Below are 25238 nucleotides of genomic sequence, written 5' to 3' on the forward strand. Positions count from 1 at the left end.
AATGAACCGCCCAGCCGACGAGGCCCCGCTGCGGGCGCGGGTGCCCGGAGACATCGAAAGAGCCGACAAACTAGCCTTCGGTCTGACCGGGCGGCAGCTGGTCATCTTGACCGTGACCGGGCTGCTGCTGTACACGGCGTGGACGGCCGTGGCGACGATCGTGCATCCCTTGGTGTTCCTCGCCGGTGCGATGCCGGTCGCGGCAGCGGCGTTCGGGCTCGCGGTCGGCCGCCGGGACGGGATCAGCCTTGACGCCTGGGTCCTGGCAGCATTGCGGCACCGGCGCAGCCCGGCCCGGCTCGTCCCGGCGGACGGGCCAATCACCTCGCCCCCGGCGTGGGTTGCCACGACGGCGGGGCCGGGTGACCGGCTCCCGCTGCCCGCGCCGTTGCACCTGCCCGCGAAGGGCATCACCCCGGAGGGCCTCGTTGATCTCGGCGCAGACGGCAGCGTCGGGTTGGTTGCCGCCTCGACGGTGGCGTTCGGCCTGCGCACGGCGGCCGAGCAGAACGGCCTGGTCGCCGGGTTCGCCCGCTGGCTTCACTCGTTGGACGGGCCGGCGCAGATCGTGGTCCGGGCACAACGGGTCGACCTGACCCACCTCGCCGACCGGTACCTGGCCGCCGCGCCAGGACTGCCGCACCCAGCCCTGGAGCAGGCCGCCCGCGCCCACGCCACATTCCTGGACGACCTCGCCGCGCGGCGGGAGCTGGTGCACCGGCAGGTCACCGTCGCCGTGCGCAGCCGGCGCGGCCCGCACCACACCGCCCAGCAAGCGGCCGAGGCGGTACGAGCCCTCAGCGCGTGTGAGGTCCCGGCCGGGGTGCTCGACGGCCCGGACGCCGCGACACGGCTGGCGGCCAGCCTCGACCCCACCGCCCCCGCGATGGCGGCACCCTACGCCGACTCGGATGGCGATGACCCGTGGTGAATCTGCTGTCCGCTCTGCCTCGCCGCCGCCGGACCGAACCGGACGCAATGACGGTCCTGCCCGGTTCGCCGGACGCGGTCGAGGTCGCCGGCCGTTACCTGCGCGTCGGCGACACCTACACCACCACCCTCGCCGTGACCGGCTACCCGGCCGAGGTGGGCGCCGGGTGGGCCGAGCCGATCCTGGCCTACCCCGGCCTGGTCGACATCTGCTTCCATATCGAACCCATCGCGCCGGCGGTGGCCGCGCAGCGGCTGCGCAAGCAGCGCGGCCGGTTCGAGTCCTCCCGCCGCCAGGACGCGGCCAAAGGCCGCCTTGATGACCCGGAGCTGGACATCGCCGCAGCTGATGCCGCCGAGCTGGCCGCCCGGCTGGCCCGCGGCGAGGCTCGCCTGTTCCGCGTCGGCACCTATCTGACCGTGCGCGCCGCCACCGAGGCTGAGCTCGCGGACCGGGTGGCCGAGGTGCGGTCCCTGGCCGCGTCGCTGCTACTGGACACCGCGCCGATGACGTGGCGGCAGCTGCAGGCATGGGTCACCAGCCTGCCCCTGGCCTATGACGCGGTCGGGTTGAAGCGGGTCTTCGACACCGACGCCCTCGCCGCAGCTTTTCCGTTCACCAGCCCCGACCTGCCCGACACCGCCGCCGACAGCGGCATGGGTGTGCTGTTCGGCCTGAACTTGTACTCGCCGGGCGTGGTGGTGTGGGACCGGTGGGCGCAGTCCAACTTCAACGCCGTCATCCTGGCCCGCTCCGGGGAAGGCAAGTCCTATCTGGCCAAGCTGGACCTGCTACGCAACCTCTGTTTGGGGGTGGAGGCGTTCGTCATCGACCCCGAAGACGAGTACCTGCGCCTGGCCGAGGCGGTCGACGCCACCGTGATTCGCCCTGGCGCGGCCGGGGTGCGGATCAACCCCCTCGACCTGCCGCCCGGCGACAACGACGCGTTGGGTGACCGGGCACGGTTCATGCAGACCCTCCTCGCGGTGATGGGCAGCGGCGACACCGCCGTCAGCGCACCGCTGCCCGGCGACAAGGCCCGCTCCCTGGACATCGCCGTGTTGGCCGCCTATCGGGCCAAAGGCATCACCACCGACCCGCGCACCTGGCGCCGCCCGGCGCCGCTGCTGGCCGATGTGGTGGCCGAGCTGGACAACCTCGACGACGCCGGTCGGCGGGTCGCCGCCCGGCTGCACCCCTACGTGGCCGGCAGCACGCGCGGCTTGTTCGACGGCCCCACCACCACCGTTCCGCACGGGCACCTGGTGGTGTATGCGCTCAAGGACCTGCCCGAGCAGCTGCACCCGGTCGGCACGCTGCTCACCTTGGACACGATCTGGCGGACCGTGCGCGGCGCCACCGCCTCCGGCAACCGCCCGGGCACCTTGCGGATGGTGTTGGTGGACGAGGCGTGGAAGCTGCTGTCCGGCGGCCGAGGTGGGGTGTTCTTGGAAACCCTGGCCAAGTCGGCCCGCAAGTACGGCGTCGGCCTGACCGTGGTGACCCAGGACGCCGCCGATGTCCTCGCGACCAAGACCGGCCGCGCTGTGGTCAGTAACGCGGCCACGCAGGTTCTGCTGCGGCAGGCGCCCCAGGCCATCGATGCGGTAGCCGAGGCGTTCGGGCTCACCGACGGCGAACGGAGCTTTCTGCTGTCCTGCCAACGCGGCGACGCCCTCCTGAGCGCGGGGTCGGCGCGGGTGGCCTTTCACGCCCAGGCGTCGGACTTCGACCACGAACTGATCACCACCGGCCCAGAGTTCGGCGCGGGCCGGCGCCGCTGACACGACCGAACCTTCTCGACTGGACTGTCCCGACTGGAGTTGTCGATGTTTCGTGCGTTGTTGCCTGCCTTCATACTGGCCGTGCCGCAGCCATCGGCGAGCCCGACTCCGCCCGCACCGCCGCCGGACCCGACCACCGGTGGGTGTACGCCGGGCCAGGGCGGGGTGCCGGACTCGATCGTGGGCGAGGTGCTATGCGGCACCTGGGCCGGTGACGTCACCGGCGCGGCGTGGCAGCTGGTGCGGGATCGGTGGCCGCTGCTACTCGGTGCCGTCGCGGCGCTGATCGTGCTGCGGGTCGGCTGGTCGCGGTGGCGACGCGTGGTCTGGCGTACCCACGCCGCGCAAGGCCGGTGGCTGGCGATTACCCCGCCGGTCACCGCCACCCCGGCCGCCACCGTTGGCCTGTGGCGGCTGCTGGCCACGGCACTGCCCGCGCCGCGCTGGTGGTCGCTGCGCCCGGCCCGCCTTGTCTGGGAGGTCGCCGCCGACCCGGGCGGGCTACGCGCCGGGCTGTGGCTGCCACCTGGGGTGAACCCGACCGCCGTGCTGCGGCTGCTGCAACGTGGCTGGCCCGGCGTCCGCGCCGAGCAAACTAGGCCGCCGCGTGTGCCGACCACCGGTGCGGTCGCCGCGCTCGCGGTGTGGCCCACCCAGCCGGAATGGCTGCCCCTCGTAGACGCCGCCGCCCCACCACCGGTGCGGCGAGGCGTGGATGCCGGCGCCCCGCAGGACGACCGGTTGCGGGCGGTGTACGACGGACTGGCCTCGGCCGGCCGGACCGGCGGCGGGCTGCTACAGGTCCACATCAGCCGGGCACCAGCCCACCGGCTACGGGTGCTGCGCCAAGCGATGACCAACCCCGACCGCGCCCGCCACCGTCCCGAGGCGCCGCAGCCCGCGCCGCCGGCCTACTCGCGCAGGCACTGCGCGTCGGGACTCTGACCGTTCTGGATCTCATCACGCCCGGTCCGGCCACACGCAAGTCCCCGTCCGGAACGACGACCGACCCGTACACCGCCGAGTTGGCCCGGCAGGCGCGGGCAAAGTTCGCCGACGCGCCGCACCTACTCGTCGCCATCCAGGCCATCGCCACCGGCCCGACGAAAGCCGCCGCACGGGCGGCAGCCGCCGACGTCACCTCCGGGTTCGGGCTGCTGTCAGCACACTTCACCCGCCGCCGCATGCGCCGCGGCGCGGTCACGGCAGCCGAACGGTGGGTACCCGCGAAACGGATGAGTCTCGCCTCCGTCAGCGAAGCCGCCGCCCTGGCCGGGCTACCCGCCGAACCGGCCGCCTACGGCCTACCCGGGCAGCATCTCGCCGCCGCGTTCCCACCCGTGACACCTTCCGCGCCTCCGGCGGGCAGGTCGACAGCCGCCGTCGAACGTCAGCTCCGTCCGAAGTGGACGGCCACATAAGGCGTGGTGGGGCACCGATCGCGCGGAGCACCCCATGAACGACATCAACCACAGGGCTGCTCGGGCCGGCTCCCGCCCGGCGGGCAGGTTGAATCTGGTGCCGCTCGATGAGCGGTATGGCCTGGGCGGCAAGGTGATCGGCGTCGCCAACGCCGGCCCGCAGGTTCGGGTCGGGATCTCCCTCGCGGACTGCCGCTACCACCTGCACGTCCTCGGCCCGACCGGCACCGGCAAGACCACCCTGCTGATGCGGATGGTCCTCGACGATGTCGACGCCGGCCGGGGAGTGGCCGCGTTCGACCCCGCCAAGGGTGACCTGATCCGCGATCTGCTCGCCCGGCTGCCGAAGTCGTGTGGCGACCGGCTGGTGCTCATCGATCCGGACGAGCGCAAGGCGCCGCCGGCGATCAACCTGCTCGACCCGGCCGTGCACGGCGGCAGCGCCCACGACGTGGCCGCCAACCTCACCGCGGTGATGGCGAAGGTGTGGCACCGCTGGTGGGGCACCGCACCGCCGACATCTGCTACCACGGCCTGCTCACCCTCGCCCACCTCGAAGGCGCCACCCTCGCCCAACTACCCCGGCTGCTGTCCGACGCGGCATGGCGGACCGCCCGCGTCGACGCCGTCACCAGCGCGCTGAACGCGTGGGAAGGCAACACCCTCGGCGAGTTCTGGGAAGGGTTCAACGACCTGCCCGCCGCACAACGCTCCGGGCTGGTCGCACCGCTGCTGTCCAGGCTGCGGCTGGTCTTGGCCCATCCGATGGCCAACAGCCTGTTCGGGGTGCCGGCGACCACGTTCTCCTTCGCCGACATCCTCGACGGCGGCGTCCTACTCGCGCGCCTGCCCAAGGGCGTCATCGGCGAAGACGGCACCCGCCTGGTCGGGTCGCTGCTGCTGGCCGGGCTGTGGCAAGCCACCACCGCTCGCGCCCGCATCCCGAAGACGACCGCCCCGATGCATCCGTCATTCTCGATGAATGTCATAACTTCCTGCACCTGCCGATCGGGATTGATGACGCCCTCGCCGAAGCCCGCGGCCTGCACACCAGCTTCGTGCTTGCGCACCAGTACCTCGGGCAGCTGTCCGGGGAGATGGCCGAGGCGATCGACGCCAACGCCCGCAACAAGGTCTACTTCGCCCTCGCCCCGCGCGACGCCACAGCACAGGCCCGGCAACTGCGCCCGTATCTCGATGACGGGGACTTGATCCGGCTCGGTGGCTACGAGGTCGTCCTGCGCCCGGTCGCGGGCGGGCGGATCGTGCCGCCGGTGACCGCCGACACCGAACCGCCGCCCCGCCGATCAAAGGCCGTGCCGGCGAGCTGCGGCGGGCGGCCCGGGAGCACACCGGCCTGCCGCTGGCCGAGCGGCGGCGGCTGCTCGGCGAATCCGCCACCGGCGTGGTCACCGACGACGAGGCCTTGTCCGGCGACGAGCTGACGCAGCCCGCGGTCGAGCCGCACAACTTCCCACCCAAGGGTGCTCAACCCGAGCGTTCACCAGTGACCCCTCAAGTGACCACTCACGAGGCGGCTCGCGAGGTGGCTCAGGGCCACGAACACGCCGGTGAGAACGCCCCCATGAACACGGCGTACGCGCACGTCGACGACGACGAGGAGGACTGGTGGACCGGAACCGACTGATAAGAGATATCACTCCTACCGGTAGTCAACCTGCTGGCACAACCAGCCCCGCCTGACGGCGTCCGTCGTAGCCGGCGAACTCGCCCGGCTCACCCCCGCGACCGGCTCCTGCTCGAGCTACTCGACCAGCACCAGACCTTCACCACCGACCAGCTCCACACCCTGGCCTTCTCCTCCCTGGGCCGTGCCCGCAACCGGCTGTCCACCCTGTACTACCGGGACATCCTCGACCGGTTCCGGCACTACCAGCGCCCCGGATCGCAAGCCTGGCGGTGGACCCTCGGCCCGGTCGGCGCGGCCCTCGTCGCGGCCGGACGCGGTGAGGCCATGCCGCGCCCGGCGGCCGTGCGGGACGCCACGATGCGCCTGGCCATGTCCGCCACACTGGCGCATTTGCTCACGGTGAACGGGTTCTTCGTCGCGCTGACCGGGCACGCCCGCACCACGCCCGGCGCCCGGCTGGCGCGGTGGTGGAACGAAGCCCGATGCCGCGACGCGTGCGGCAAACTCGTCCGCCCGGACGGACACGGCGTGTGGTCCGACGCCGGGTGTGCGGTGCCGTTCTGGGTCGAGGTCGACCTCGGCACCGAACCGCTACGGCGGGTCGCGGGCAAACTCGGCGGCTACGCCGCACTACCGCCCCGCCGCGCCTACCCGGTGCTGTTCTGGCTCACCAGCACCACCCGGGAGGCGAACCTGCACGCGCACCTGTCCCGGGACGGGGTGCCGGACGGGCTGAGCGTGGCGACCGCCGCCGCCGACCACGCCACGGATGCGGGCGGTCCGGCCGGTGCCGTGTGGCGCCTCGTCGGCCGGCCGGAGCGGGTCAGCCTGGCCGACCTCGGCGCACCGGTCACCGATGGTGGCGGGCCGTGGGACGGGTAGCGCTCTGGGTCGCGGTCGGCGCGGCCGTGGCGCTGGTGCTGCTCGCCGGTGCCGCCGCCGGGGTCGTCTCGTCGGTGTTCGGCGGTGGTGGTGGTGCCGGTTGTCTCGGTGTCGTGACCGTGCCGGGTGCCAACCCGGCCGGGTTGTCCGGCGAGCAGGCCGGTAACGCCTCGGTGATCGTGGCCACCGGTGAGCGGATGCGGGTACCGGTGCGCGGGTGGGTGATCGCGGTCGCGACCGCGCTTCAGGAATCCGGGTTGATCAACATTCGTGGTGGGGACCGTGACTCGTTGGGGCTGTTCCAACAGCGGCCGTCGCAAGGGTGGGGCACCCCGGGACAGACTATGAATCCGGACTACGCCGCCAGAAAGTTCTACGAGCGCCTCCTCGCGGTGCCTGGGTGGGAACGGCTACCGCTCACGGAAGCGGCACAAGCGGTGCAACGGTCGGCGTACCCGGACGCCTACCAGAAGCACGAGGCGCGGGCTACCGCCATCGTCGCCGCGTTCACCGGCGGCGCCCTGCCCGGGTGTGACGGTGCGGCGATCAGCGCGTCTGGGTGGACCCGACCGGTGCCGGGCACCGTGAGCTCCGGGTTCCGCACCCCGGATCGGCCCGACCACGACGGGGTCGACATCAAGGCCCCAAGGGAACCCTGATCCGGGCCGCGTCCGGCGGGCTCGTGGTGCGGGTGCGGTGCAACATCGGTGGCAACTCGTGGGAACCGACCGGTGGGCCGATGCCGTGTGACACCGATGGCTATCCGGGGCTCGGCGGGTGTGGCTGGTACGTGGACATCCGGCACGCCGGGCACGTCACGTCCCGGTACTGCCACATGGTCCGCGAACCGGCCGTGAGAATCGGTCAGACCGTAATAGCCGGACAGCCAATAGGCCACGTGGGCTCCTCGGGGAATTCGACCGGCCCACATTTGCACTACGAGATCCATGAAGGCCATCCGGCCACCGGTAACAATGCGGTAAATCCGGTTCCGTTCATGGCTGGTAAAGGCGTCCAACTGTCATAGGGTGAAGTGATTTTTCGCACAATCATGGACTTGACTTGGTGGTCGGATCGAGCGTCCATGGACATGTAACCAGTTCACCGGCGGAAAGGAAAGAACATGGCCAGCACGACCGGCCCGCAATTTCGGATCGAGTCCGTATGCGACGCCGTGAAGTCGGTAGCCGCTGATGGTGACGCCCCGACCCTGGTGACGCTGACCGCTACCGGCGCGACTGTCACCGGACGGGCGGACGTCTGGCCCGGTGGCGCACCCGCCGCCGATGCTATCGGCGCGACGCTGGCGGGCATGGCGAGACTGATTGCCCGGCACCCGGCCATGTTCGACCCCACCGTGGCCGGGTACGGGGTGATCCTGCCCGCCGAACGGGTCGCGTTCGCTGCTGACCGCACCGGCACCACACACCACATTCAGCTCCCCGGAGTGCCGACCGAGCCGCTACGGCCCGACCGGTGGAGCGCCATCTGTGACGGGCTCACCGCAATGATCAACGCTGCCCGGTAGTGGTCCGTCGGACCCCGTGTACCCCCGCGCGCCCGGCCAATCGGCCGGGCGCGCCGGTGTATCCGAGACAACTAGCGCAACCGGCCCGCAATTTCGCCCGTACGCCCACCAAACGTCGAGCGGCTAAGGAAATTACCAGAGACATACGTTCGGCCCGCACCGGCGAATACAGGGCCGTCAAATAGCGTTCGCGCGCACGCTTTCGTCGTAAGAATGGAGACGAAACCGGGCTGCGTGGCAATGACGGAAAGAGTCTTGCGCATCGGGGTTGACAACCACCCGGCATCGAGCGTCCATGGACGTGGGCAACAAAAACCGCCCCGGCGAAACCGCAAACAAATAGCGCACCCGCGCACCCGGAATCGCCATTGCCGACCCCTATTAGTGCGGAGGCTTACTCGCCATGTCCAACAACGACACCACCACCGCGACCACCGCCGCCGAAACCATCGCGCGGACCTTAGCCAACCACCCCGACGGGATCACCGTCCGCGACCTCGCCACCGAGGCCGGCGTGGGCCAGTCCACCGCCGCCAAGACCCTCGCCGCGATGCAAACCGCTGGTACCGCAACCCGCACCCCCGGCCCCGCCAGCGGCAACCGCAAGAGCGCCGACATCTGGCACCCCGTGGCGGACGACACCACCGCGACCCCGGACGAGGCGCCGGTGGCGGACGACGGCACCGGCATGCCGGACGAGGCGCCCGTGGCGCACGACGGCACCACGACCCCGGACGAGGCGCCGGTCGCGGACGACGCCACCGCGACCGCAGAGGAGGCGCCGGTGCCGGCCGCGCCGCGTCAGCCGGACCTGAAGGTTCTGATCATGGCCGGTGTGTTGGGTGACTACCCGGACGGGGTGGAGGCCACCGTGGCTATCGCGGAGAGCGGTCTGGCCCCGGCGACCGGTGACACGATCCTGGCCGCGATGGAGGTTGCTGGCGCGGCGAAGCGGCTTCCGGTGACCGACGAGGGGGTCGAGTTGTGGGTGCGTGGCGACGGTGATCTGTCCACGGTGGATCTCGCGAACGCTCCGACGCACACGACGTGCCCGACGTGCGGGCACACCCGCCGCATCCGCCGCCCCTCGGCCACCGTCCGCCGGGCGGGCGGGACCGGACGGGTCACCGATGAGATCAACACCGACGGGTCGGTGAAGCTGGCCAAGGGTGAACTGGAGCGGCTGGTCGAGGCGTTCATCCGCGACATCGGCCCCGGGCACGAACTGACCCCGGTCACGGTCGGGCGTGAGTTGGGCGGGCGTAGCTCGGGCGCGTGCGGCAACGCGATGGACAAGCTGACCGGACGCGGGGTGCTCGTGCTGACCAGCGAGGCACCGCGCAAATTCACCCTCACCGACAACGCCCCGCCGCCGTCGCCCGAGGTGCTGGCGCACATGACCAGCCACCGCCCCGCGACCACCGACGACGAGGCCATTGCCGACGCCACCGACGAGGCCACCGCTGACGAGGCGCCCGCCGCGTAACGCCACCCCGGGATCGGTCCGGCCCGCGCGGGTCGGACCGATCCGGTGCCTGCCCTCGCTTGCGGACCTCGATGAACGGAGACGAATCGTGAAGATCGTTGCTTTCCGGCGGACGGTGCTGGCGCGGTGCGTGTGCCCGGTGTGCCACGAACCGGCCCGCCCCTACCCGCCATACCGATGGGTACCGGCGAACGGGCCCCGCCCGGGATGGTCGCATGTGGACGGTGAACCGCTGTGCCCCGTCGTCGGGGCGAGCGGCTACCGGCCCGCGCGGCGCGGGTGCGTGCTGACGGCGCTACGCCCCGCCCGCCCGTCCCGGTCGGCCTGCCACCGCTCGCGGTTCGCCCGTGCCCGCCGCGCCGTGGCCCGTCGCACCGTCCGACGCCCGGTCGGTGGACCGCCGCCCGACAACGGCGAGGTGTACCTCGTGGCCGGTGGTGACACCGTGGCCGTGTTCGACAACCCGGACGCGGCCGGCATGATGGCCGTCACGATGACCGGGGCGAACCTCGAACCGGTCACGCTGCGGGTGACCTCGGCGCAATGGGAACAGGCGCGCGCCGTGTTGCGCACCGAGCAACCGCACATCACCGTTACGGATGCCCGGTCCGGCCGTGCGGGCGGTGAACCGTGACCGCCCTCGGCCCGGAACCGCTGGACCTTCCGCCGATGCTGGCCGCGCGTCCCCGCGACGCGCGGCGCGGCCTGCCGATCCCGCCGGTCAACGTCCATCCCGACCCGTCCGGCGGCGGGTCGCATGTGGACTTCACCACGATCAACACCACCGTTGCCACCCAACTCGCACTCGATCGACGGTGCTCACTGTGCGGTGAGCCGATGGACTATTGGGTCGCCTTCGTCGGCACGCCCCGTACGGTCGAGTTGCTGCGGTTCACCGACCCGCCGGGGCACCCCGAGTGCATGACCGCCGCCGCACTCACACTGTGTCCGCACCTGGCGATCGAGCGGCACCGCCGCGCCCACAGCGACCGGCCCGGCGCGGGCGTCATGCCGGCCGGTTCGCACGGCGACAAACCGGCCGGCTGGACGCTCGGGATCACCCGCACCTACCGGACGCTGTTCATTCCGGAACAGGGTTTCACCGTGTACCTACCGGCCCCGTTCAGAACGGTGCGCGCGTACGTGTACGGCCCGGACGGGCGCCTACAACCCGGACCCGGCATCCGGTAGGGCGCGCCCGGCGGCGGGCGTCAGATTCGCCGCTGAAACCTTCATCGACTCAACACAGTCGGCTTGATGGACCAATCGAGGTAGGAAACATTGTTGGTGACGGCGCGGCCGGGGGCGCAAGCCATCCGGCCCGCCGCTCACCAGATCACCCGATCACCGCGACGATCCGAAAGGAACGGCACCGTGGCACACGAACTGGAAACCTTCGCCAACGGCCAGACCGCCTTCGCCTCCGCCCGCCTGTCGGCGTGGCACCAACTCGGCACCGTCACCGACTCGTGCATGACCGCGCAGGAGGTCATGGCGAAGGCGTGGCTCGGCGGCTGGGAGGTCCGCAAGATCGCCATCCAGGGCATCGAGATCACCGACAAGGGTGTGACGAAGGTCGACTGCCCCGACAAGTACATGACCGTCCGCACCAACCCGGCCACCGGCGCCACCGAGTACCTCGGCGTGGTCGGCGAGGACTACAGCGTCGTGCAGAACGAGCAGGTCGCCGAAACCCTCAACCTCCTCGTGGACGAGTCCGGCGCGCATTTCGAGACCGCGGGCTCGATGCGCAAAGGCCGCTCGGTGTTCGTGACGATGAAGCTGCCCACCGCGATGCAGATTGCCGGCATCGACGACATGGACCTGTATTTGGCCGCGAACACGAGCCACGACGGGACCGCATCGCTGCGCCTGGACGCGACCCCGGTGCGGATCGTCTGCCGGAACACGCAGCGGACGGCCTACCAGCAATCGCGCGGCTCGTACACGTTCCGGCACACCTCCAACGTCAGCTCGAAGATCGCGGAGGCGCGGCAGGCGCTCGGGCTGATGTGGCGCGCGTTCGAGGCGTTCGAGACCGAAGCCGAGAAGATGATCAACGAGGCGTTGACCATGGGCGAGTTCGAGAAGATCGTCGCCGAGCTGTGGCCGCTCGCCGACGACGCCTCCGACGTGGCGAAAAACAACGCCAAGCAGCGCACCGCCACGTTGCGGTACCTGATCCGGGACGCGGACACCCAGGCGGCGATCAAGGGCACCCGGTGGGCCGGCTACCAGGCCGTCACCGAGTACCTCGACCACTTCGCCCCGGCCAAGACCGACGTAGCGCGGGCGACGCGGGCGCTGACCGGTGCCGGCGCCGAGTTGAAGGCCCGCGCGTTCGAGCTGCTGGCCGTCTGAGATGGCCCGGCACGAGGGCCGGCGCGGGGACACCCCGCCCGGCCCCGGCGCGGGGGAACACCCCGCCGCCGGGACCGCACCCGTACCGACCCCGTCCGCCGTCGCGCCCACCGTGACGGCCACGCACCCGCCAGCGATCACGGTCGAGGCGATGATCGCCCTGGCCAACGAGGTGTGCGGCCTGTACGCGCGGGCCGAGGTCGCCCGCGCGATGGCCGCACATGCGGCCAGCGAGGCCGAACAAGTCACCTTGACCGCCCACGCCGGGGAATGGGACGACCTGGTCAACGACCGGTGGACGGCGCTGGTCGCCGCGATCCAGACCGCACTGCCGGACACGGCCCGCATCGAGCCGTTCATGCCGGTCCGGCCGCTCAGTAACGGCCACGTCGAGCTGCACGCCCACGACACCTCGGCCCGCCGCCTGGTCGTGCTGCTCACTGGTGTGCAAGCGCTCGCCGTGGGCGCGCACTTGACCGCCTACGGGGCGGTCAGCCTCGACCGCACCGGCCAGAAACTCGACCGCGGCCTGCCGTCCGCGAGACCGGCATCGCCGTTCACCACGGCCGCGTCGATCGATTCCGCTGAACCGACGGCTGCCCGGCCATGACCGCCGCCGCGTCGGCCGTGCCGCCCGGGACTTCTTTCCCGGTCGTACGGCCCTCGGCAACCCCTTCTCCAAGACACGCTTTGGAGCACCAGGATGACTCCTGATCCACTGTTCGACCTCGCCGCCGAGTTCGCGCAGGCCACCGGCAACGCCGAACGCCATACCGCCTACGCGGCCTGCGCCACCGGCGACGAACACATATCGCAGACCGAGAAGGCCGCTACCTGGACCGCCCTCGCGGCCCGCCGACGTGAGGAACTGCGCGCCGCTTTGCGCGAGACGCTGCACGGCACAGTGCGCGCCGTTCCCGACCAGGCGCTACCCGTCGCCACCTGGCAACGCGGCCGGGTCGAGGTCCGCGCCGTCACCACCGACGGCGCCCGCACGGTGCGGGTGCGATACACCCCGGGGCAGGCCCTGGAAACCGGAGCCGCGCTGATCGCCTGCGCGGCCGCCACGGACGAACGGATCGGCGGCACGCTCACCCGCACTCTCGCCGCGCTCCCATCCCACCTCGACACCGAGCCCACCCCAACCGCGCCCGTCGGCGAGGAGCCGACCGCCGACAGGCCCACCGGCGCGGGGAGGGAGGTCAGGGATGCGTAGCCTTCCGCGAGGCTGGCGCGGGCCGAGACCGTACCCCCGCCTCGACCTGACCGGCGTCCGCCTCCCCGACCTCGTTCTGGTCGGTACCGAGGGCCGCGCGGCCATGGTGAAGATCGCGCGGGAGCACGGTTACCTGCATCGCACCGTGACTCCGGCGTTGACCCGTTTCGGCCGGGTGTACGTCATCCAGTTCGGCGGTAACCCGCAGGCCGGCACCGTCGTGCTCGCCACCAAAGATGGCCGCGACGTGGTCGTGAAGCTGCCGGTCGACGTGCGGTTCCGCATCGTGCCCGTCACCCGCACCGAGGCCATGCTCGCCGGCATCGCGGCCGAGTACCCGTCCGGCACCCCGACCGCAGCGCTGGCCGAGGCGTTGTCGGCCGTGCTGCACGTGTGCGACCGGCAGTACGCCACCGGCCAAACCACGCTTCCGGTCCAGGTGGTGACCGAGGCCCTCGCCACGCCACTGAACGCCTTGTTGCGCCCGTGGGACGACGAGGCGGACGCCGCCGCGGCCGAGTCCGTCACCTCGTGAAGGAGACCTGCTGATGCTTGCTTACCCGCCGCACCCCGACGAGCCGATCACGGCCGTCTGCGCGGCCACCTACTACGCCGACCTGATCCCAGCCTTCGCCTTCATCTTCCGCGTAGAGAACACCGGAACCCGGTTCACCGTCTACGCCACTGAGCAACACCGCTGGCTGATCAACAGCACCTACACGCTGACCATCGCCGAACACAACTCCGAACCCGGCCGCGTGCCGCTGCGGCTGTCCACCGACGAGGCCGGCTTCCTGCACCACTGCCTCGGCCTGCTCGCGCAGCGCTGGCAGGACGCGATCACCGAAGCCGAGGCCGGCGCGCAACACCCGGCGACTGACGAGCCAGCGAGCCCGGGGCACCTGAACATCGAGCCCACCCCGGCCGGCTACCAAGCGATCGCCGGAAGGTTCCGCGACGAGCTACACCGGGTCCAGGACCTGTTGCGCCGCCTCGACCAACTCCAGCCCACCACACCGGACACCGGGACGCAGACGGCGACCGACGCGGATGCAGGTGCCTCATGACCACCGTCGACCCGGCACGCATGCTTACCCGCCAGGTCCGGGAGTTGGCGGTCAGACGAGCACGGCTGCGGCGCCGTCGCGCCGAGGTCACCGGCAATCCAGCCCACCTCGACTGTCTGGACGCGGCGATCAGCCGGCTCGGCGACGAGATCGACCACCGGCGGGACCACCGGGCCATCGTCGCCTCCACCGGCAGCTACCAGCCGTGGACACAGCACCACTTCCAACTCGGGGACTTCGCCCGGATCGGCGGCGCCTGGTACCCGGTACTGCACGCCGGCTGGGCGGCGCTGACCGTGCCGCCCCTGGACCTGCTCGGCGAACGCCGCCACCACCCCAACCCGGAACACGGGATCGACACGCAAAGCGTCGCCTATGCCCGGGTATACGGGCGCCGCCGCGCCGGCCGGGTACTGCACACCCCGCCGCCGCCCGAGGACGCGGCCTGTACCTGCCGCGTCACCATCCCGACCTTCAACCCGGAGTTCGTGCCTGAGCAGGACGCCGGCCCGTGCACCCGGCCGCCGGTGGCGCGGCTGACCATCCGCCACGACGGCACCGCATGCGGCTGCCACGGCCTGTGCCTGCTCGCCGACGCCGATGCCGGGTCGCGTCCGCCCTGGGTCGAGGTCGTCCTGCTCTGCGACGCCCACGAGCAAACCGCGGTGAGCGCCGCGACCGCAACGGCCGCGATCACCTTTCGAGGACCTGACGTGACCCCTGACCCGATGCACCGAGAACCGGCCACCCCACCTGCTGACCGAACGGAGTCCACAATGGATCTGAACGACACCGCGCGGGTGCGCCGGCCGCGCGACGCCGTGGAGTACCGCCTCGGCACCGTCACCGATATCACCTACGCGCCGCACTCCACCGACATCCGGCGGCTGCGCCTGCGGTTCCCGACCGGCGACGAGCGCACCTACACCGCTGACGAGATCACCCCGTCCACGCGTGACGACGACCGGGCCGCCCTGGAAACGGCGTTCATCGACGCGTGCGCGGTACTGCGGTACGCCTGCCGCATCGCGCACGACTACGACGAGGCGCTCAGTACCGACCTCATCGGGCTCCTTCTGGCCCTCTACGAGGCGGCCCGGACCCGGATCGGTTTGACCCTCGACCCCGTACGCGTGCCCGAGTACGGCAACCACGCGCCGGCTGTCACCCCGCCGCAGGGGCAGCCATGACCACCAGCCCAAACCCCGCCGAGATCCCACCGGTCGAGGTGATGTACTGCCGGCGCTGCCGCCGCGCGGTCAACACCCACACCGGGCCGAGCGGCGTCACGTATGTGCACGCGGTCGAGGTACGCGGCGAAACCGTCGATCACCGCCCCGACCCGGCACCGGTCACCGAGATCGCCGATCCGCTGATCGAGTGTGACTTCTGCTCCGCACCGGACGCGGCGTGGATCTATCGGTGCGCCGACCAACGCACCGACGTGCGTAGAGTCACCGCCCGAGTGGTCGACGCCGCCGACTACCAGGACCGGCACCACGCTGCGCGGACCCGCCGCACCGAGACCGAACACGGCATCACACAGGCATGGGGCGAACGCTGGTCAGCCTGCCAGGGATGTGCGGAGCGGATCGAGGCGCGGGACCTGTACGGGCTGATCCGCCGGGTGGTCGAGGCGATGCCAGCCAAGCTCACCCGAGGCAACCGCCTCGTCCGGGTCCGCGGTCACCTGCACGCCACCTACACCGCCGTGTTCGACACCCTCGCCCCCGGCCGAGGCCGCATCGAGCCCGGCCACCCGCTCGGCGTGTGGCCAGTCCCTCCGGACATGCAGCCGGACGGTACGCCATGACCGCGCGGAGGCATCCCGCGTACATGCATGCGAAGGCAGTCCACCATGCCGGCCCGGTGTGTGGAGCCGACGACGGCCCGCTCACCCGTGTGACCGAGGACCCGCACCTCGTCACGTGTCCCGACTGTCCCGACCTGGCGTGGATCGAGGCCCTGCCGGACGACGCGACCGCCGGTGACCCTCGGGTGATCGAGTTGCTGCGCGAGGCGAAGCGGGGCGCGTTCCGCAAGATCGACGGGGTGGTCGTGGACGCCACCACCGCCGCCGCGATCCTAACCGTGTACGACGCGTTGAAACCGGCCGCCCGGACCAAGTTCGCCGCGCTGCGGATCGACCGGATGGCCCAGGTGGCGTGGCGGCTGCTGCGCCCGTACCTGTAACCGGAGCAGTGTGAAGCAGGGGTCGGGGCGGTGGCCGGCGGGCACACCCGAGGGGGTGCGCGCAAGCCCCGCTGGCCACCTCGCCCGCTTTCCGGGTCAACCCGCGGACCGCAACGAAGCCGCACGTCCCGGAGCCGGGCGTGTCGCCGATCCTACGGCCAGACAGGTTTTCTGCGCGCCGCTACGCGGCCGAGGGCCGGACAACGGGCGGGGCGGCACGTCGGCCGCGCAGCGGCGCGGACCTTCGGAGAGGATGTCTGCGTGGCCAGACGCTCCATCGACGGACGGACGGCGCTGGACCGGTCCGGTGTGGCCGCTCACCTGCGCGTCGCGTACACGACGGTCAACAACTGGCACCGCCACCGCACCCGATTCGGCTTCCCCGACGGGTTCACCCACGACGGTGCGGAGTGGTTCTGGCTCGATGACATCGACCGCTTCCACACCGCACACCTGAAGGCGAAACGCGCGGTGCTCACCAAGGTCGACCGGCGCGGGCGGCCCGACGACCTGGTCGGCTCCGGGACAGCGGCGACGATCCTGGGCTACCGCTCGTACCGCAACCTGCCCGACACCCTCTACGACCAGCCCGACCGCATCCAACAGCTAACCGACGGGCGGGTCCGCCGCCTATGGTTTCGGCGCACCGTGTGGGCGGTCGCGGACGCCCGCACCGGCCGGCAGTCCACCGGCCGCACCCCCGGCACCACCGGCGCCCGCAAACCCCACCCCTACGCCGACGACCCCCGCCTCCAAGCCGCCCTCGCACTCCTGACCGAGGTAGGCACCAACGGCCAGAACCCGCGCGGCCTCGGCGTCGAACTCGCCCGGCGGCTCGGACTCGGCGAACGCACCGCGCAACGCCTCCTGACACAAGCCCGCCTCATCGCCAACCGGCCGCCAGACAGCCCGCCACAGGCCACTATCCCGCCAACCGGCACCACCCATCCCACACCCGCCGCCCGTACGGCTACAGCACGGTCCCGCCGGATGTCCGAACAACCCGGCGGCTGACCGTAGGCGCTGGCAGCAGGGCCGCATTTTCGTCGCAGAAACCTTGACCGAATCGTCCGGATCGGCTTGATCCGACCGTCGAGGTAGGCATCAATGTTTACGACGGCAGCACCCCTGGAATCGGCTGCCTCCCGCTTGCCGGAACCGGTGCACCACCAACAGATCGGCGGAAGGAGTGTCCACAGTGGCACATCTGCTCGAACCTCTCACCGTCAGGATCGGGCGTCGGCGTGTCGAGGCGTCGCCGTGACCGCCGGAGGGGACGCCGTGGGCCTACACCGGTTCGGATTGATCCTCGACCGCCCGCCGGACCGCTCACAGGCCGCCTCGGTGGTGGACACCCATCCGGATCTCGACGTGCGTCCCTCCCGGCAGATGGTGACCGCGCGGCGCCGCAGCCCCAGCATGGCCGCCGCCGTCGTGTCGGCCATCGTTGACCTGGAAGCGTTCGACCTGCACCCGGCCCGGGTGTGCGCCGATGACTGGGTCACCCTCGCTGACATCGGCGAGCGGATCGGCCGGTCTCGGGAGATGGTCCGCCAGTGGTCGACCGGCCAGCAGGGACCGGGAGGCTTCCCGCCACCGGTCAATCCGGGCCGGGACACCAAGTTCTACTCCTGGACCGAGGTCGCACTCTGGCTTCGCGCCCACCGCGATTTCTACCTGCCCCGCCCAGATGGCCTGCTGGTGGTGGCGAACCTGCTCCTACAAGCCAAGCGACTCGCGCCGCTCGTCCGTGACAAGCAAACCCTGACCGGCCTGCTCAGCCCCTACCAGCCAGGTCACGGCGTCCAGCCGCCACGCGCAAGGGAAGGACTGACCACGCGATGAAGGCAGAGGTGTACCACAACGTTGCGGTCGACGACGGCGGGCGTCATCTCGGACTCCTCGATGGCTACCTGCCGGGGCATCCGGTGACGCTCGTCTTCTCCACCGAGATCCCGGAGTGTAACGACCTGGACGCGTGTGAGCAGCTCTACCGGCTACTCAACGTCGGTCACGACCCGGACTTCGGCGAGCCCGACCCCCGCGCCACGCAGTACCGGGCACGCGGCAACCGGTCGCTGTCCATGGGCGATGTCGCCTGCATCGACGGACGCTGCTACGCCTGCGCCCGCTTCGGCTGGCAACGACTGGACCACGAGCCGTCGATCGTGCACGTGACCGGCATAGCCGGCACGACCCCGATCGCCGAAGAGGTTTAACCCGTGCACGGCGAACAGCCGCTGCCATCATCCACAGTGGAGTGTGTCTCAATATCGGCGCGCCAACGTTCAAGAGGGAGTAGAAGATGGCCGTGCAGACGCTGGCGGAGTTCATCGCCACGTACGGCAACCCGGACAAGCCGCTGCCGGTGATCGAGGCCGGTCCCGAGGCGGCGCAGTGGCCCACGATTCTGGTCAAGGCTGGCGACAAAGCCGCCATCCTGCAGTTCATGAACGTCGGTGCCGACAGCGACGGCCAGCACCTGTGCATCGACGTGCACGCCTTCGTCGCCGGACGGACAGCGCGGGCCAGCGTGTTCGGCATGGAGTCCGGGCGGCGCCTGGAAGGCTTCGCCGACACCGACGCCGCCGGGACCTCGCACGGCGTGCCGGCGGCCCGCCTCGTCGCCGTGCTCATCGGCGCGCAAGCCGAGACGGGCAGGCAATGACATGGCCGACCTGACTCGCCTGCACGAGCAGATCACCACCGTTGAGCGCCAACTCGCCGCCATGAGAAGTCAATCGGCCGAGGGCACCAGCACGCGGCGCATGGCCGCCCGGCGGGCCGAGGTCGCCAAGCAGCAGCGCTACCTCGACGGGCTCCGCGAAGCGCTCACACTCCTCACCACCGACGGCCCGAACCAGGCGGTCATCGAGATATCCGCGCACCCGTCGACCTGGGCTACCGTGCTCCGGCTGGCCATCACCGGCAAGACGGCCGATCAGACCACCATCGAGCGCGGCGTGAACAGCGGCACCATCCGGCTCAGCGAGGCCGCAGCATGGAGCGCCGACAACAACCGCGCCATCGAGCCGATCATCCAGGCCGTGCAGGCGGCCTGCCAGGCCAAACCCCACTGGCGACGATTGTTCCCGGACGCGCTGTTCAACAACCTCGCGGACGCGGACGAGTGTGCGGCCGACAGTTGACAACACCGGTGCGACCACCGCCACCGCGCCCCGAGCCGAAAGGGCGGACGCCGGCACCGCGGAGTGCGGTGCAGTAGGCGCGCACGAAGGCGCCGCCGGTCACGCTTGACCGGCGGCGCCGCACCCCCTTGTGGAATCAGTCGTCGTCTTCGTCGCGGTCCTGCGGCGCGGCTGCGACGGCCGGGACTTCGAGCAGGTAGAGCAGGGCGCCGTTGATGTCAGTGTCTCGGCTGGCGGCGGTGCGGGCTAGCACGTCGTACGCCTCGTCACTGATCTCGATCTGCCGGGTCGCGGGTGTGGGGTTGGTCATCGCGTTTCCTCCATGGCCGGTTCGGGTCCTGCCCGGGGAATTCCGGGCACCCGCGCCTATCCACGTCCACCTCCGCGCGCCGATCAAGCCGGCCCGGCCGGCACATCGCCGGGCGGGGTCGAGGCGCGCGGCGGTTCTGTCCCACGGGGAGTGATCGTGGTAGGTGCCCTGTCGGTGGTGTCGGAGGCCCCGCAGAAGTGCGGCGGCGAAGGCGCGGGCCTGGTCCGGGCTGAGGCTCAGCTGGAGCGGGAGGTCGGTGGGACAGTGACCTCCACGTATGGGCCTTCCAGGTCGGCTGGGTCGGTGCCGATCCAGCCTGGTGCCTTGGCCCAGAACGCGGTCCGCACCAGGGCGGGCAGCGCGCGGGGTGCGGCGCCCGCGCCGCACCCGGCGGCAGCGGCAACTTGTGCACGGGCGGCCTCTTCAAAGGTGTGAGCCGGATGAGGGCTGCGACGCAACGTTAGGCCGGTGTGGTGGGACGGGAAGCGTCGGCTGAGGGCGCCTCCTGGCGTAGCGCGGCCAGCAGCTCGGACACGCGGTTGTTGCGGATGGAGTGGCCGTTGCGGCGCAGCCTGTGGGCGAGAGCGTCCCGGCTGACCGTGTGGCCTTCCTGGACAAGCTCGTCACGGGCGGCGCGCGCAGCCGGTAGCAATGGCACGAGGTCCGCGGCCAGTTCCGCGCCTTGGTCCCGCTCGTGTCTCACGTCGTCGTACTCGTCGTCAGGGGTGGTGTCGTCGTAGTCGGCGTCTACATCGTTCCTGTCGAGTGCGGTGCCGAGAACGTCCCGGTCGGCAACCGTTTCCGGGTCCGCCACATGGCGGCCGTCGTGAGCAGTGGCCATCTGGGGCTCGGGCGACCCGGCCGGTGAGGCATTACCGTCGGGGACCGGCGTCAGCTCGGTCGGCTCGCCGGGTGCTGGTTGGCCTGATGGTGGCGTGGTCGGTGCGGGCGCCGGGGCGGTGATGGCCGGGGCCAGCCGGTCGGCCCACGCGCCGTAGTTCACCCGGGCCGCGAGTTCGGCGGCGAGCCGGTCCAGGTCGAGGGTGCGGACAGCGATCTCGGCCATCCGCGGGTCACGCTGGTCGGCGCGGATCACCTGTTCGACGGCGTGGGCGATGGCGGGGCGTCGTTTCTCGGCGCGGGTCGCCAGTTCGGCGGCGCGCAACGACTCGAACAACCCCAATGGCCGCCACCGGCCGCTGTCGACGTCAACGCGGCCTTCGCGGGCCAGTTCCGCGGCTCGGGCGGTCCAGATCGGATGACGCATCCGCCGCCACAGCCCGTAGTCCGGTGCGGGGTCGGCGAGTTTCCCCGCCGCGCGCAGGGCGTCTCGGCGGCGGGCGGCCGAGTGCAGCAGCCACAGCGCGTATGCCGAGCCGGACAGCACCCCGAACCCGGCCGACCAGTACAGGTGCGGCCAGTGCCCGGCTACCAGGATGCCGACCGCCATCATGGCGACGAGGGCGGAGAAGGTCCGGAACCCGTAGGCCCGTTCGCCGAGCCGCATCCGCTGGTCGGCCATCGCGGAGAGGGTCATGGCCAGCAGCTCCAGACACAGAGCGAAGGGCAATACCGCCGCAACTCTCCCTATCGCCGGCACGCCCGGTGGCCAGGGCGCGTGGGTGACCGCGACCCACGTTTGGCCGATCACCGCACCGGTCGCGGCCACGGAGTAGAACCAGTACGCCAACCGTGCCGGCGACCAACTCGGCCGCGCCTCGGCGGACGGCATCGGCACGGCGGCAGCTTCCCGATCGTGCGGCTTGATCGCCGTCTGGGACACAGCCGTCATCCCCTCTCGGCGCCCTGGTCAGTGCCGCCGGCGAGCCGCAGCAGGTCTTCGCCGCGCAGCTGGGCCGGGTTCATGGCCGTGCTCGGCTGGTCGGGGCGGCAGGCCGTAGTTGGCGTTCGGCGACGCGGCGGGTGGCCTGCGACGGTTCGGCATCGCCGAGGTCGGCCAGCCGCTCCTCCAAGCGGCGCAGGGTGCGCCGGACGGCGTCGGGCCGGTGCTGCCGGCCGTGGATGCGCATGATCCGCTGGTAAAGCTCCTCATTGACCGGGTCCAGCTCGACCGCGGTCTCCAGGGCCGCGACGGCCTGGTCTGGGTGGTCGGGCTCGAGGACTTCGGCGATGCGCGCGTACACGGTGAGGGTCTGGTGCCGGTAGGCGGTGGCGTAGTCGACAACCCAGGTGCGGTCGTGGCCGTCGGCGAAGTCGCCGCCGTACAAGTCGGCGGCTTGCCGCAGCGCGGCGAGCGCCGCCGTGTCGTCGTCGGCGGTGTTCGCCGTGTCGATGGCGGTGAGCATCTGCCACAGGTCCACGGCCACGGTTTCGGGGTCGAGGCGGTACCGGCCGGTGGTTTGGTCGTAGACGATGAACATTGGCTCGTCGTGGCCGGTTGCGGCGCGTAGCACTCGCCGTGTGGTGGTGATGTCGGTGCGGACCCGTTTCACGGCGATGTCTTTGTCGGTGTCGGGGTGCAGGGCGGCGGCGAGCTGGTCGAGGGTGCGCCCGGCCGGGTGCGCGGCCAGCAGCGCGAGGGCGGTGTATGAGCCGCTGCGCATCCCGGTGGCGATCGGCCCGGTGTCGCTGGTGACGGTGACCGGGCCGAGGACCCGCAGCTGGACCAGGGCGGAGCCGTCGCGCGGCTGGACGGGTACCGGCTCGCCCGGCTCTGTAGATGCCAGTGCCGGCTCGGCGGGCGGGTCGTCGATGTCGGTGCCGGCTTCCGGGCGGGCCAGCGCGTCGGTGAGCATGCCGAGGACTCCGGCGAGGTCGGCTGCGCCGATGGTGGACAGCTGCCGGACCGGGTTCGGCTCCTGGCTCGTGACGGCGCCGTCGGAGTCGACTTCGACGGTGGGCAAGCCGTTCAGGGCGCCGATGATGACCGGGTGCAGGTCCAGGGCGGCGCGGTGCGTGGCGACCGCGCGGAGCCGGCCGGCGTGCCGGTCGGTGGCCTCGATCAGTAGCACGTACGGCGGCTGCGTCTCGGCGTGGTCGGTGCGGGCGTTGAGATCGGCAATGGTGTCGGCGGCCAAGGTGTTTAGTAGCCGCCGTCGGCTGATCATCTCCTCCTCGGCATGTGTTACGGCGGCGGCGGTGTCGGCCAGGACGATGAGTCGTTCTCCGTCGTAGGTGGTGCCGCCGGGGTCCAATCCGATGGCCGGAGCGCCTTCGGGCAGCAGCCGGGCCAGCAGGTCGCCGGTGGTCGCCACGACGGGGCGGGCGTCGACCGTGTCGGCTGCGCCGGTGGCCAGGGTGGCGGCGAGCACAGCGCGGGCGGCTGGGACGGCTCCCGCACCGTGTAGGGCGAGGCCGGCACCGGGAAGGTCGAACAGGCTGATCTCGGCGCCGCCGGCGCCGTGGCCGATCGGGGCCGGCACGGCCGGTCCGGAGGGCTGGTAGTCGGCGCCAGTGCGGTTGAGGTGGCGGCGGCCGATCCCCTCCACGCGGGCCAGGGATGGCGGCACTGGGGCTGGCTGCGGCGTGGTGCTCGCGGGCGTAGGGAAGGTCAGCTGGGCGCGGCGGCGCCGCTGCAGGCGCAGGATGGCTGCGACGGTCGCGATAGCGGCGGCCAAGCCGAGGCTGACCCACCCCTGGACCGGCAACGTGATCCCAGCCTCGTTGCGGCCGTCGCGCTGCGGCTGGGTGTCGGCGTCACCGGTCGCGGCACTGCGTGACGGGGTGTCTGCCGGCGACGGGGTCGATGCTGAAGCGGGGGCCCTGGAGTGTTCGACGCGGAGGTGTGAGGGGCTGGCGTGGGGTGACCGATGCCGTCCGAGTTTCGCGGCCCGGCCGGGTCCGGTGGGGGAGCGGCCGGTCGGGGAGGCTGGGCGGGCACGGCAGCGGCTGGTGGTGTGGCGTCGGCGGGAAGGCGCAGGTCCCAGCCGGGGTAGATGAGGTCGCAGTCGCGTAGCGTGCCGCCCACGGTCGGGAAGTGACGGTGGCGGTTCAGGCGGCAGATTTCCGGCCACCGGTCCGGGCTGCCCAGCCATTGACGGGCGATGGAGGAGAGGGTGTCTTTCGGTTTGACGACGTACCGGTAGCTGGTGGCGCCAACGTGGACGGTCATCGGCGCCTGCCGCACCGCCGTGGTGTCACGGACGCTGGTCGCGGTGAGCAGGTTGTCGGTCAGGGTGACGGCCGGGCTACCGGTGTCCGCCACTGCGGTGTCGGTGGAGCTGACCGCGGCGGCGCCCATGAGGGTGGCGGTGAGTACTTGCGCCGGTTGCGGTACCTGCAGTCGGGGCAGCCGGCGACGTCGGATAACCCAGCGGCAGGCTTCGACGGCCGCGATGGCGACCAGGATTAGCCAGGTTAGCCAGATCAGCGCCACGACCGTGGCGGTGATCGAGCGGTCGGCGAGCGGCTCGGCCACCCATGCGGCGAGGTCAGTACGGGACGGCATCCGGTGCGGCCAAGGCCAGCCGACCAGGCGGACCAGCACGACCGGGATGCCGACCAGCAGCAGGACGGTCCAACCGTCGATGGGTGCTGACCGACGCATCCCAACCTCCCCGCCCAAATAGCCATTGTGGGATGGCTTCGACGGTAGGGCCGAACCCTGCCAGCAGGACAAGAGGTTGCGGCCTCACACGACCTGACACAAACCTCACACGACCTCACAACTGCTGGTCAGAGACCTGTCATGGGTTGGGTGGCGGCGAGGTGTTGGGCGTGCTCGACGACAAGCGCGGCGGCCGTGTCGTGGTGGCCGGCGCCGGTCAACGCGTGGACGGCTCGCTGATGCACATGCTCGTTGACCGGATCCACTACCTGCGCGGCGGTGTGCCACAGCGTTGCTGCCTCGTGGGGATGGTCGGTGGCCAGCCGGGCATAGGTGTTGATCACCAGGCGGCGCAGCCGTTCGCGGAGCGGGGTCAGCCACGGCCACGGTTGCCCTGCGGCAAGCTCACCCCGGTACAAGCCGACGACCTCCCGCAACGCGGCCTCCGGCAGCGCCTGGCGCGGGAGCCGTGGTCGTCCGTCGTGCTGCGGCCAGAAGCCGGGCAAAGTCGGTGTCGGTGATGGTGTGGTCCAGCTGGTACCGGTCGCCGCCATGGGTGATGGCCTCACGGCCGCCGGTAGCGGTGTGCAGGGTTTGGCGCAGGTGGCTGACGGCGGTGTAGAAACTGCCGGCGGCGGCGTGCGGGCGCCGATGCGGCCAGATCGCCTTGCACAGCTCGTCGGTGGTGGCACCGGCCGGATGCACGGCCAGGTACACCAGAATCTGCATGGCCGCTGTCCGGCGGAAGGTCA

27 protein-coding genes and 4 pseudogenes are annotated in these 25238 nt (G+C 71.3%); 25 read left to right on the top strand and 6 right to left on the bottom strand.

The window, feature by feature from the left end:
• The first annotated feature begins 1 nt into the window (after window position 1).
• The 5 genes from Phou_RS43835 to Phou_RS54000 all read left to right on the top strand — a co-directional run bounded on the left by Phou_RS43835 (window position 2) and on the right by Phou_RS54000 (window position 5348).
• Window positions 2–931, top strand: a complete 930-nt coding sequence (locus tag Phou_RS43835; RefSeq protein WP_173069761.1) for a PrgI family protein — start codon at window positions 2–4, stop codon at window positions 929–931.
• Complete coding sequence (locus tag Phou_RS43840; protein WP_173069763.1) at window positions 928–2715, top strand: VirB4 family type IV secretion system protein; 1788 nt, start codon at window positions 928–930, stop codon at window positions 2713–2715. Before Phou_RS43835 ends, Phou_RS43840 begins: the two co-directional genes overlap by 4 nt.
• A 60-nt stretch (window positions 2716–2775) precedes the next feature.
• The gene (locus tag Phou_RS43845) at window positions 2776–3660 is read left to right on the top strand and encodes a hypothetical protein (RefSeq protein WP_173069765.1); all 885 of its coding nucleotides are present in this window, start codon (window positions 2776–2778) and stop codon (window positions 3658–3660) included.
• A gap of 80 nt (window positions 3661–3740) precedes the next feature.
• Window positions 3741–4136 carry a hypothetical protein gene (locus Phou_RS43850; protein WP_173069767.1) on the top strand — a complete coding sequence of 132 codons (396 nt, stop codon included), beginning with the start codon at window positions 3741–3743 and terminating at the stop codon, window positions 4134–4136.
• A gap of 498 nt (window positions 4137–4634) precedes the next feature.
• Window positions 4635–5348, top strand: a complete 714-nt coding sequence (locus Phou_RS54000; protein ID WP_308785021.1) for a hypothetical protein — start codon at window positions 4635–4637, stop codon at window positions 5346–5348.
• Window positions 5349–5361: 13 nt separating this feature from the next.
• On the opposite strand, the gene Phou_RS54005 is transcribed toward Phou_RS54000, so the two are convergent.
• Window positions 5362–5604, bottom strand: coding sequence for a hypothetical protein (locus tag Phou_RS54005; protein ID WP_246274833.1), 243 nt, complete (start codon window positions 5602–5604; stop codon window positions 5362–5364).
• A gap of 39 nt (window positions 5605–5643) precedes the next feature.
• On the opposite strand from Phou_RS54005, the gene Phou_RS54010 reads away from it, so the two are divergent.
• From Phou_RS54010 to Phou_RS43950, 20 genes and pseudogenes are all read left to right on the top strand, one after another.
• Window positions 5644–5784, top strand: a complete 141-nt coding sequence (locus tag Phou_RS54010) for a hypothetical protein (protein ID WP_246274547.1) — start codon at window positions 5644–5646, stop codon at window positions 5782–5784.
• Between the two features lie 52 nt (window positions 5785–5836).
• Window positions 5837–6669: pseudogene (locus Phou_RS43860) on the top strand (replication-relaxation family protein).
• Window positions 6657–7696 (top strand): annotated as a pseudogene (locus tag Phou_RS43865) (M23 family metallopeptidase). Before Phou_RS43860 ends, Phou_RS43865 begins: the two co-directional pseudogenes overlap by 13 nt.
• Before the next feature lie 96 nt (window positions 7697–7792).
• Window positions 7793–8197 (top strand): hypothetical protein, encoded by a 405-nt coding sequence (locus tag Phou_RS43870; protein WP_173069769.1) that lies wholly within the window; start codon window positions 7793–7795, stop codon window positions 8195–8197.
• 403 nt (window positions 8198–8600) lie between these two features.
• Window positions 8601–9683 carry a MarR family transcriptional regulator gene (locus Phou_RS43875; protein ID WP_173069771.1) on the top strand — a complete coding sequence of 361 codons (1083 nt, stop codon included), beginning with the start codon at window positions 8601–8603 and terminating at the stop codon, window positions 9681–9683.
• Between the two features lie 427 nt (window positions 9684–10110).
• Window positions 10111–10317, top strand: coding sequence for a hypothetical protein (locus tag Phou_RS43880; RefSeq protein WP_246274549.1), 207 nt, complete (start codon window positions 10111–10113; stop codon window positions 10315–10317).
• Window positions 10314–10874, top strand: a complete 561-nt coding sequence (locus tag Phou_RS54015) for a hypothetical protein (RefSeq protein WP_246274551.1) — start codon at window positions 10314–10316, stop codon at window positions 10872–10874. The genes Phou_RS43880 and Phou_RS54015 overlap by 4 nt, the downstream gene beginning before the upstream one ends.
• Window positions 10875–11057: 183 nt before the next feature.
• Window positions 11058–12044 (top strand): DUF932 domain-containing protein, encoded by a 987-nt coding sequence (locus Phou_RS43890; RefSeq protein ID WP_173069775.1) that lies wholly within the window; start codon window positions 11058–11060, stop codon window positions 12042–12044.
• A 1-nt stretch (window position 12045) separates the two neighbouring features.
• Window positions 12046–12654 carry a hypothetical protein gene (locus Phou_RS43895; RefSeq protein ID WP_246274553.1) on the top strand — a complete coding sequence of 203 codons (609 nt, stop codon included), beginning with the start codon at window positions 12046–12048 and terminating at the stop codon, window positions 12652–12654.
• 93 nt (window positions 12655–12747) lie between these two features.
• Entirely contained in the window at window positions 12748–13260 is a 513-nt protein-coding gene (locus Phou_RS43900) for a hypothetical protein (protein WP_246274560.1), read from the top strand.
• On the top strand, window positions 13253–13795 hold the full coding sequence (locus tag Phou_RS43905; RefSeq protein WP_173069777.1) for a hypothetical protein: 543 nt from the start codon (window positions 13253–13255) through the stop codon (window positions 13793–13795). Before Phou_RS43900 ends, Phou_RS43905 begins: the two co-directional genes overlap by 8 nt.
• A gap of 13 nt (window positions 13796–13808) precedes the next feature.
• Window positions 13809–14327, top strand: coding sequence for a hypothetical protein (locus Phou_RS43910; RefSeq protein ID WP_173069779.1), 519 nt, complete (start codon window positions 13809–13811; stop codon window positions 14325–14327).
• Window positions 14324–15517: a hypothetical protein gene (locus Phou_RS55185; protein ID WP_308785025.1), complete on the top strand. Its 1194-nt coding sequence runs from the start codon at window positions 14324–14326 to the stop codon at window positions 15515–15517. The genes Phou_RS43910 and Phou_RS55185 overlap by 4 nt, the downstream gene beginning before the upstream one ends.
• Entirely contained in the window at window positions 15514–16140 is a 627-nt protein-coding gene (locus Phou_RS43920) for a hypothetical protein (protein WP_178135013.1), read from the top strand. The genes Phou_RS55185 and Phou_RS43920 overlap by 4 nt, the downstream gene beginning before the upstream one ends.
• A 23-nt stretch (window positions 16141–16163) precedes the next feature.
• The gene (locus tag Phou_RS43925) at window positions 16164–16520 is read left to right on the top strand and encodes a hypothetical protein (RefSeq protein WP_371872268.1); all 357 of its coding nucleotides are present in this window, start codon (window positions 16164–16166) and stop codon (window positions 16518–16520) included.
• Window positions 16521–16781: 261 nt separating this feature from the next.
• Window positions 16782–17399 (top strand): annotated as a pseudogene (locus tag Phou_RS43930) (hypothetical protein); the annotation flags it as partial.
• Between the two features lie 381 nt (window positions 17400–17780).
• The gene (locus Phou_RS43935) at window positions 17781–18365 is read left to right on the top strand and encodes a hypothetical protein (protein ID WP_173069782.1); all 585 of its coding nucleotides are present in this window, start codon (window positions 17781–17783) and stop codon (window positions 18363–18365) included.
• Entirely contained in the window at window positions 18362–18739 is a 378-nt protein-coding gene (locus Phou_RS43940; protein WP_173069784.1) for a hypothetical protein, read from the top strand. The genes Phou_RS43935 and Phou_RS43940 overlap by 4 nt, the downstream gene beginning before the upstream one ends.
• 86 nt (window positions 18740–18825) lie before the next feature.
• Entirely contained in the window at window positions 18826–19188 is a 363-nt protein-coding gene (locus Phou_RS43945) for a hypothetical protein (RefSeq protein WP_173069786.1), read from the top strand.
• Window position 19189: 1 nt separating this feature from the next.
• A complete protein-coding gene (locus Phou_RS43950) occupies window positions 19190–19669 on the top strand; it encodes a hypothetical protein (protein ID WP_173069788.1) in 480 nt (159 codons plus the stop codon).
• Between the two features lie 136 nt (window positions 19670–19805).
• On the opposite strand, the gene Phou_RS43955 is transcribed toward Phou_RS43950, so the two are convergent.
• The 5 genes and pseudogenes from Phou_RS43955 to Phou_RS43975 form a co-directional block, all read right to left on the bottom strand.
• Window positions 19806–19979, bottom strand: coding sequence for a hypothetical protein (locus Phou_RS43955; protein ID WP_173069790.1), 174 nt, complete (start codon window positions 19977–19979; stop codon window positions 19806–19808).
• A 460-nt stretch (window positions 19980–20439) separates the two neighbouring features.
• On the bottom strand, window positions 20440–21771 hold the full coding sequence (locus Phou_RS43960; protein ID WP_178135016.1) for a DUF4153 domain-containing protein: 1332 nt from the start codon (window positions 21769–21771) through the stop codon (window positions 20440–20442).
• 70 nt (window positions 21772–21841) lie between these two features.
• Window positions 21842–24120, bottom strand: a pseudogene (locus Phou_RS43965) (BTAD domain-containing putative transcriptional regulator); the annotation flags it as partial.
• A 494-nt stretch (window positions 24121–24614) separates the two neighbouring features.
• Window positions 24615–24923: an AfsR/SARP family transcriptional regulator gene (locus Phou_RS43970; protein ID WP_173069792.1), complete on the bottom strand. Its 309-nt coding sequence runs from the start codon at window positions 24921–24923 to the stop codon at window positions 24615–24617.
• Window positions 24892–25215: an AfsR/SARP family transcriptional regulator gene (locus tag Phou_RS43975; RefSeq protein WP_173069794.1), complete on the bottom strand. Its 324-nt coding sequence runs from the start codon at window positions 25213–25215 to the stop codon at window positions 24892–24894. The genes Phou_RS43970 and Phou_RS43975 overlap by 32 nt, the downstream gene beginning before the upstream one ends.
• Window positions 25216–25238: the final 23 nt, after the last annotated feature.

It is taken from the genome of Phytohabitans houttuyneae, assembly GCF_011764425.1.
GTDB classification, from domain to species: Bacteria; Actinomycetota; Actinomycetes; order Mycobacteriales; family Micromonosporaceae; genus Phytohabitans; species Phytohabitans houttuyneae.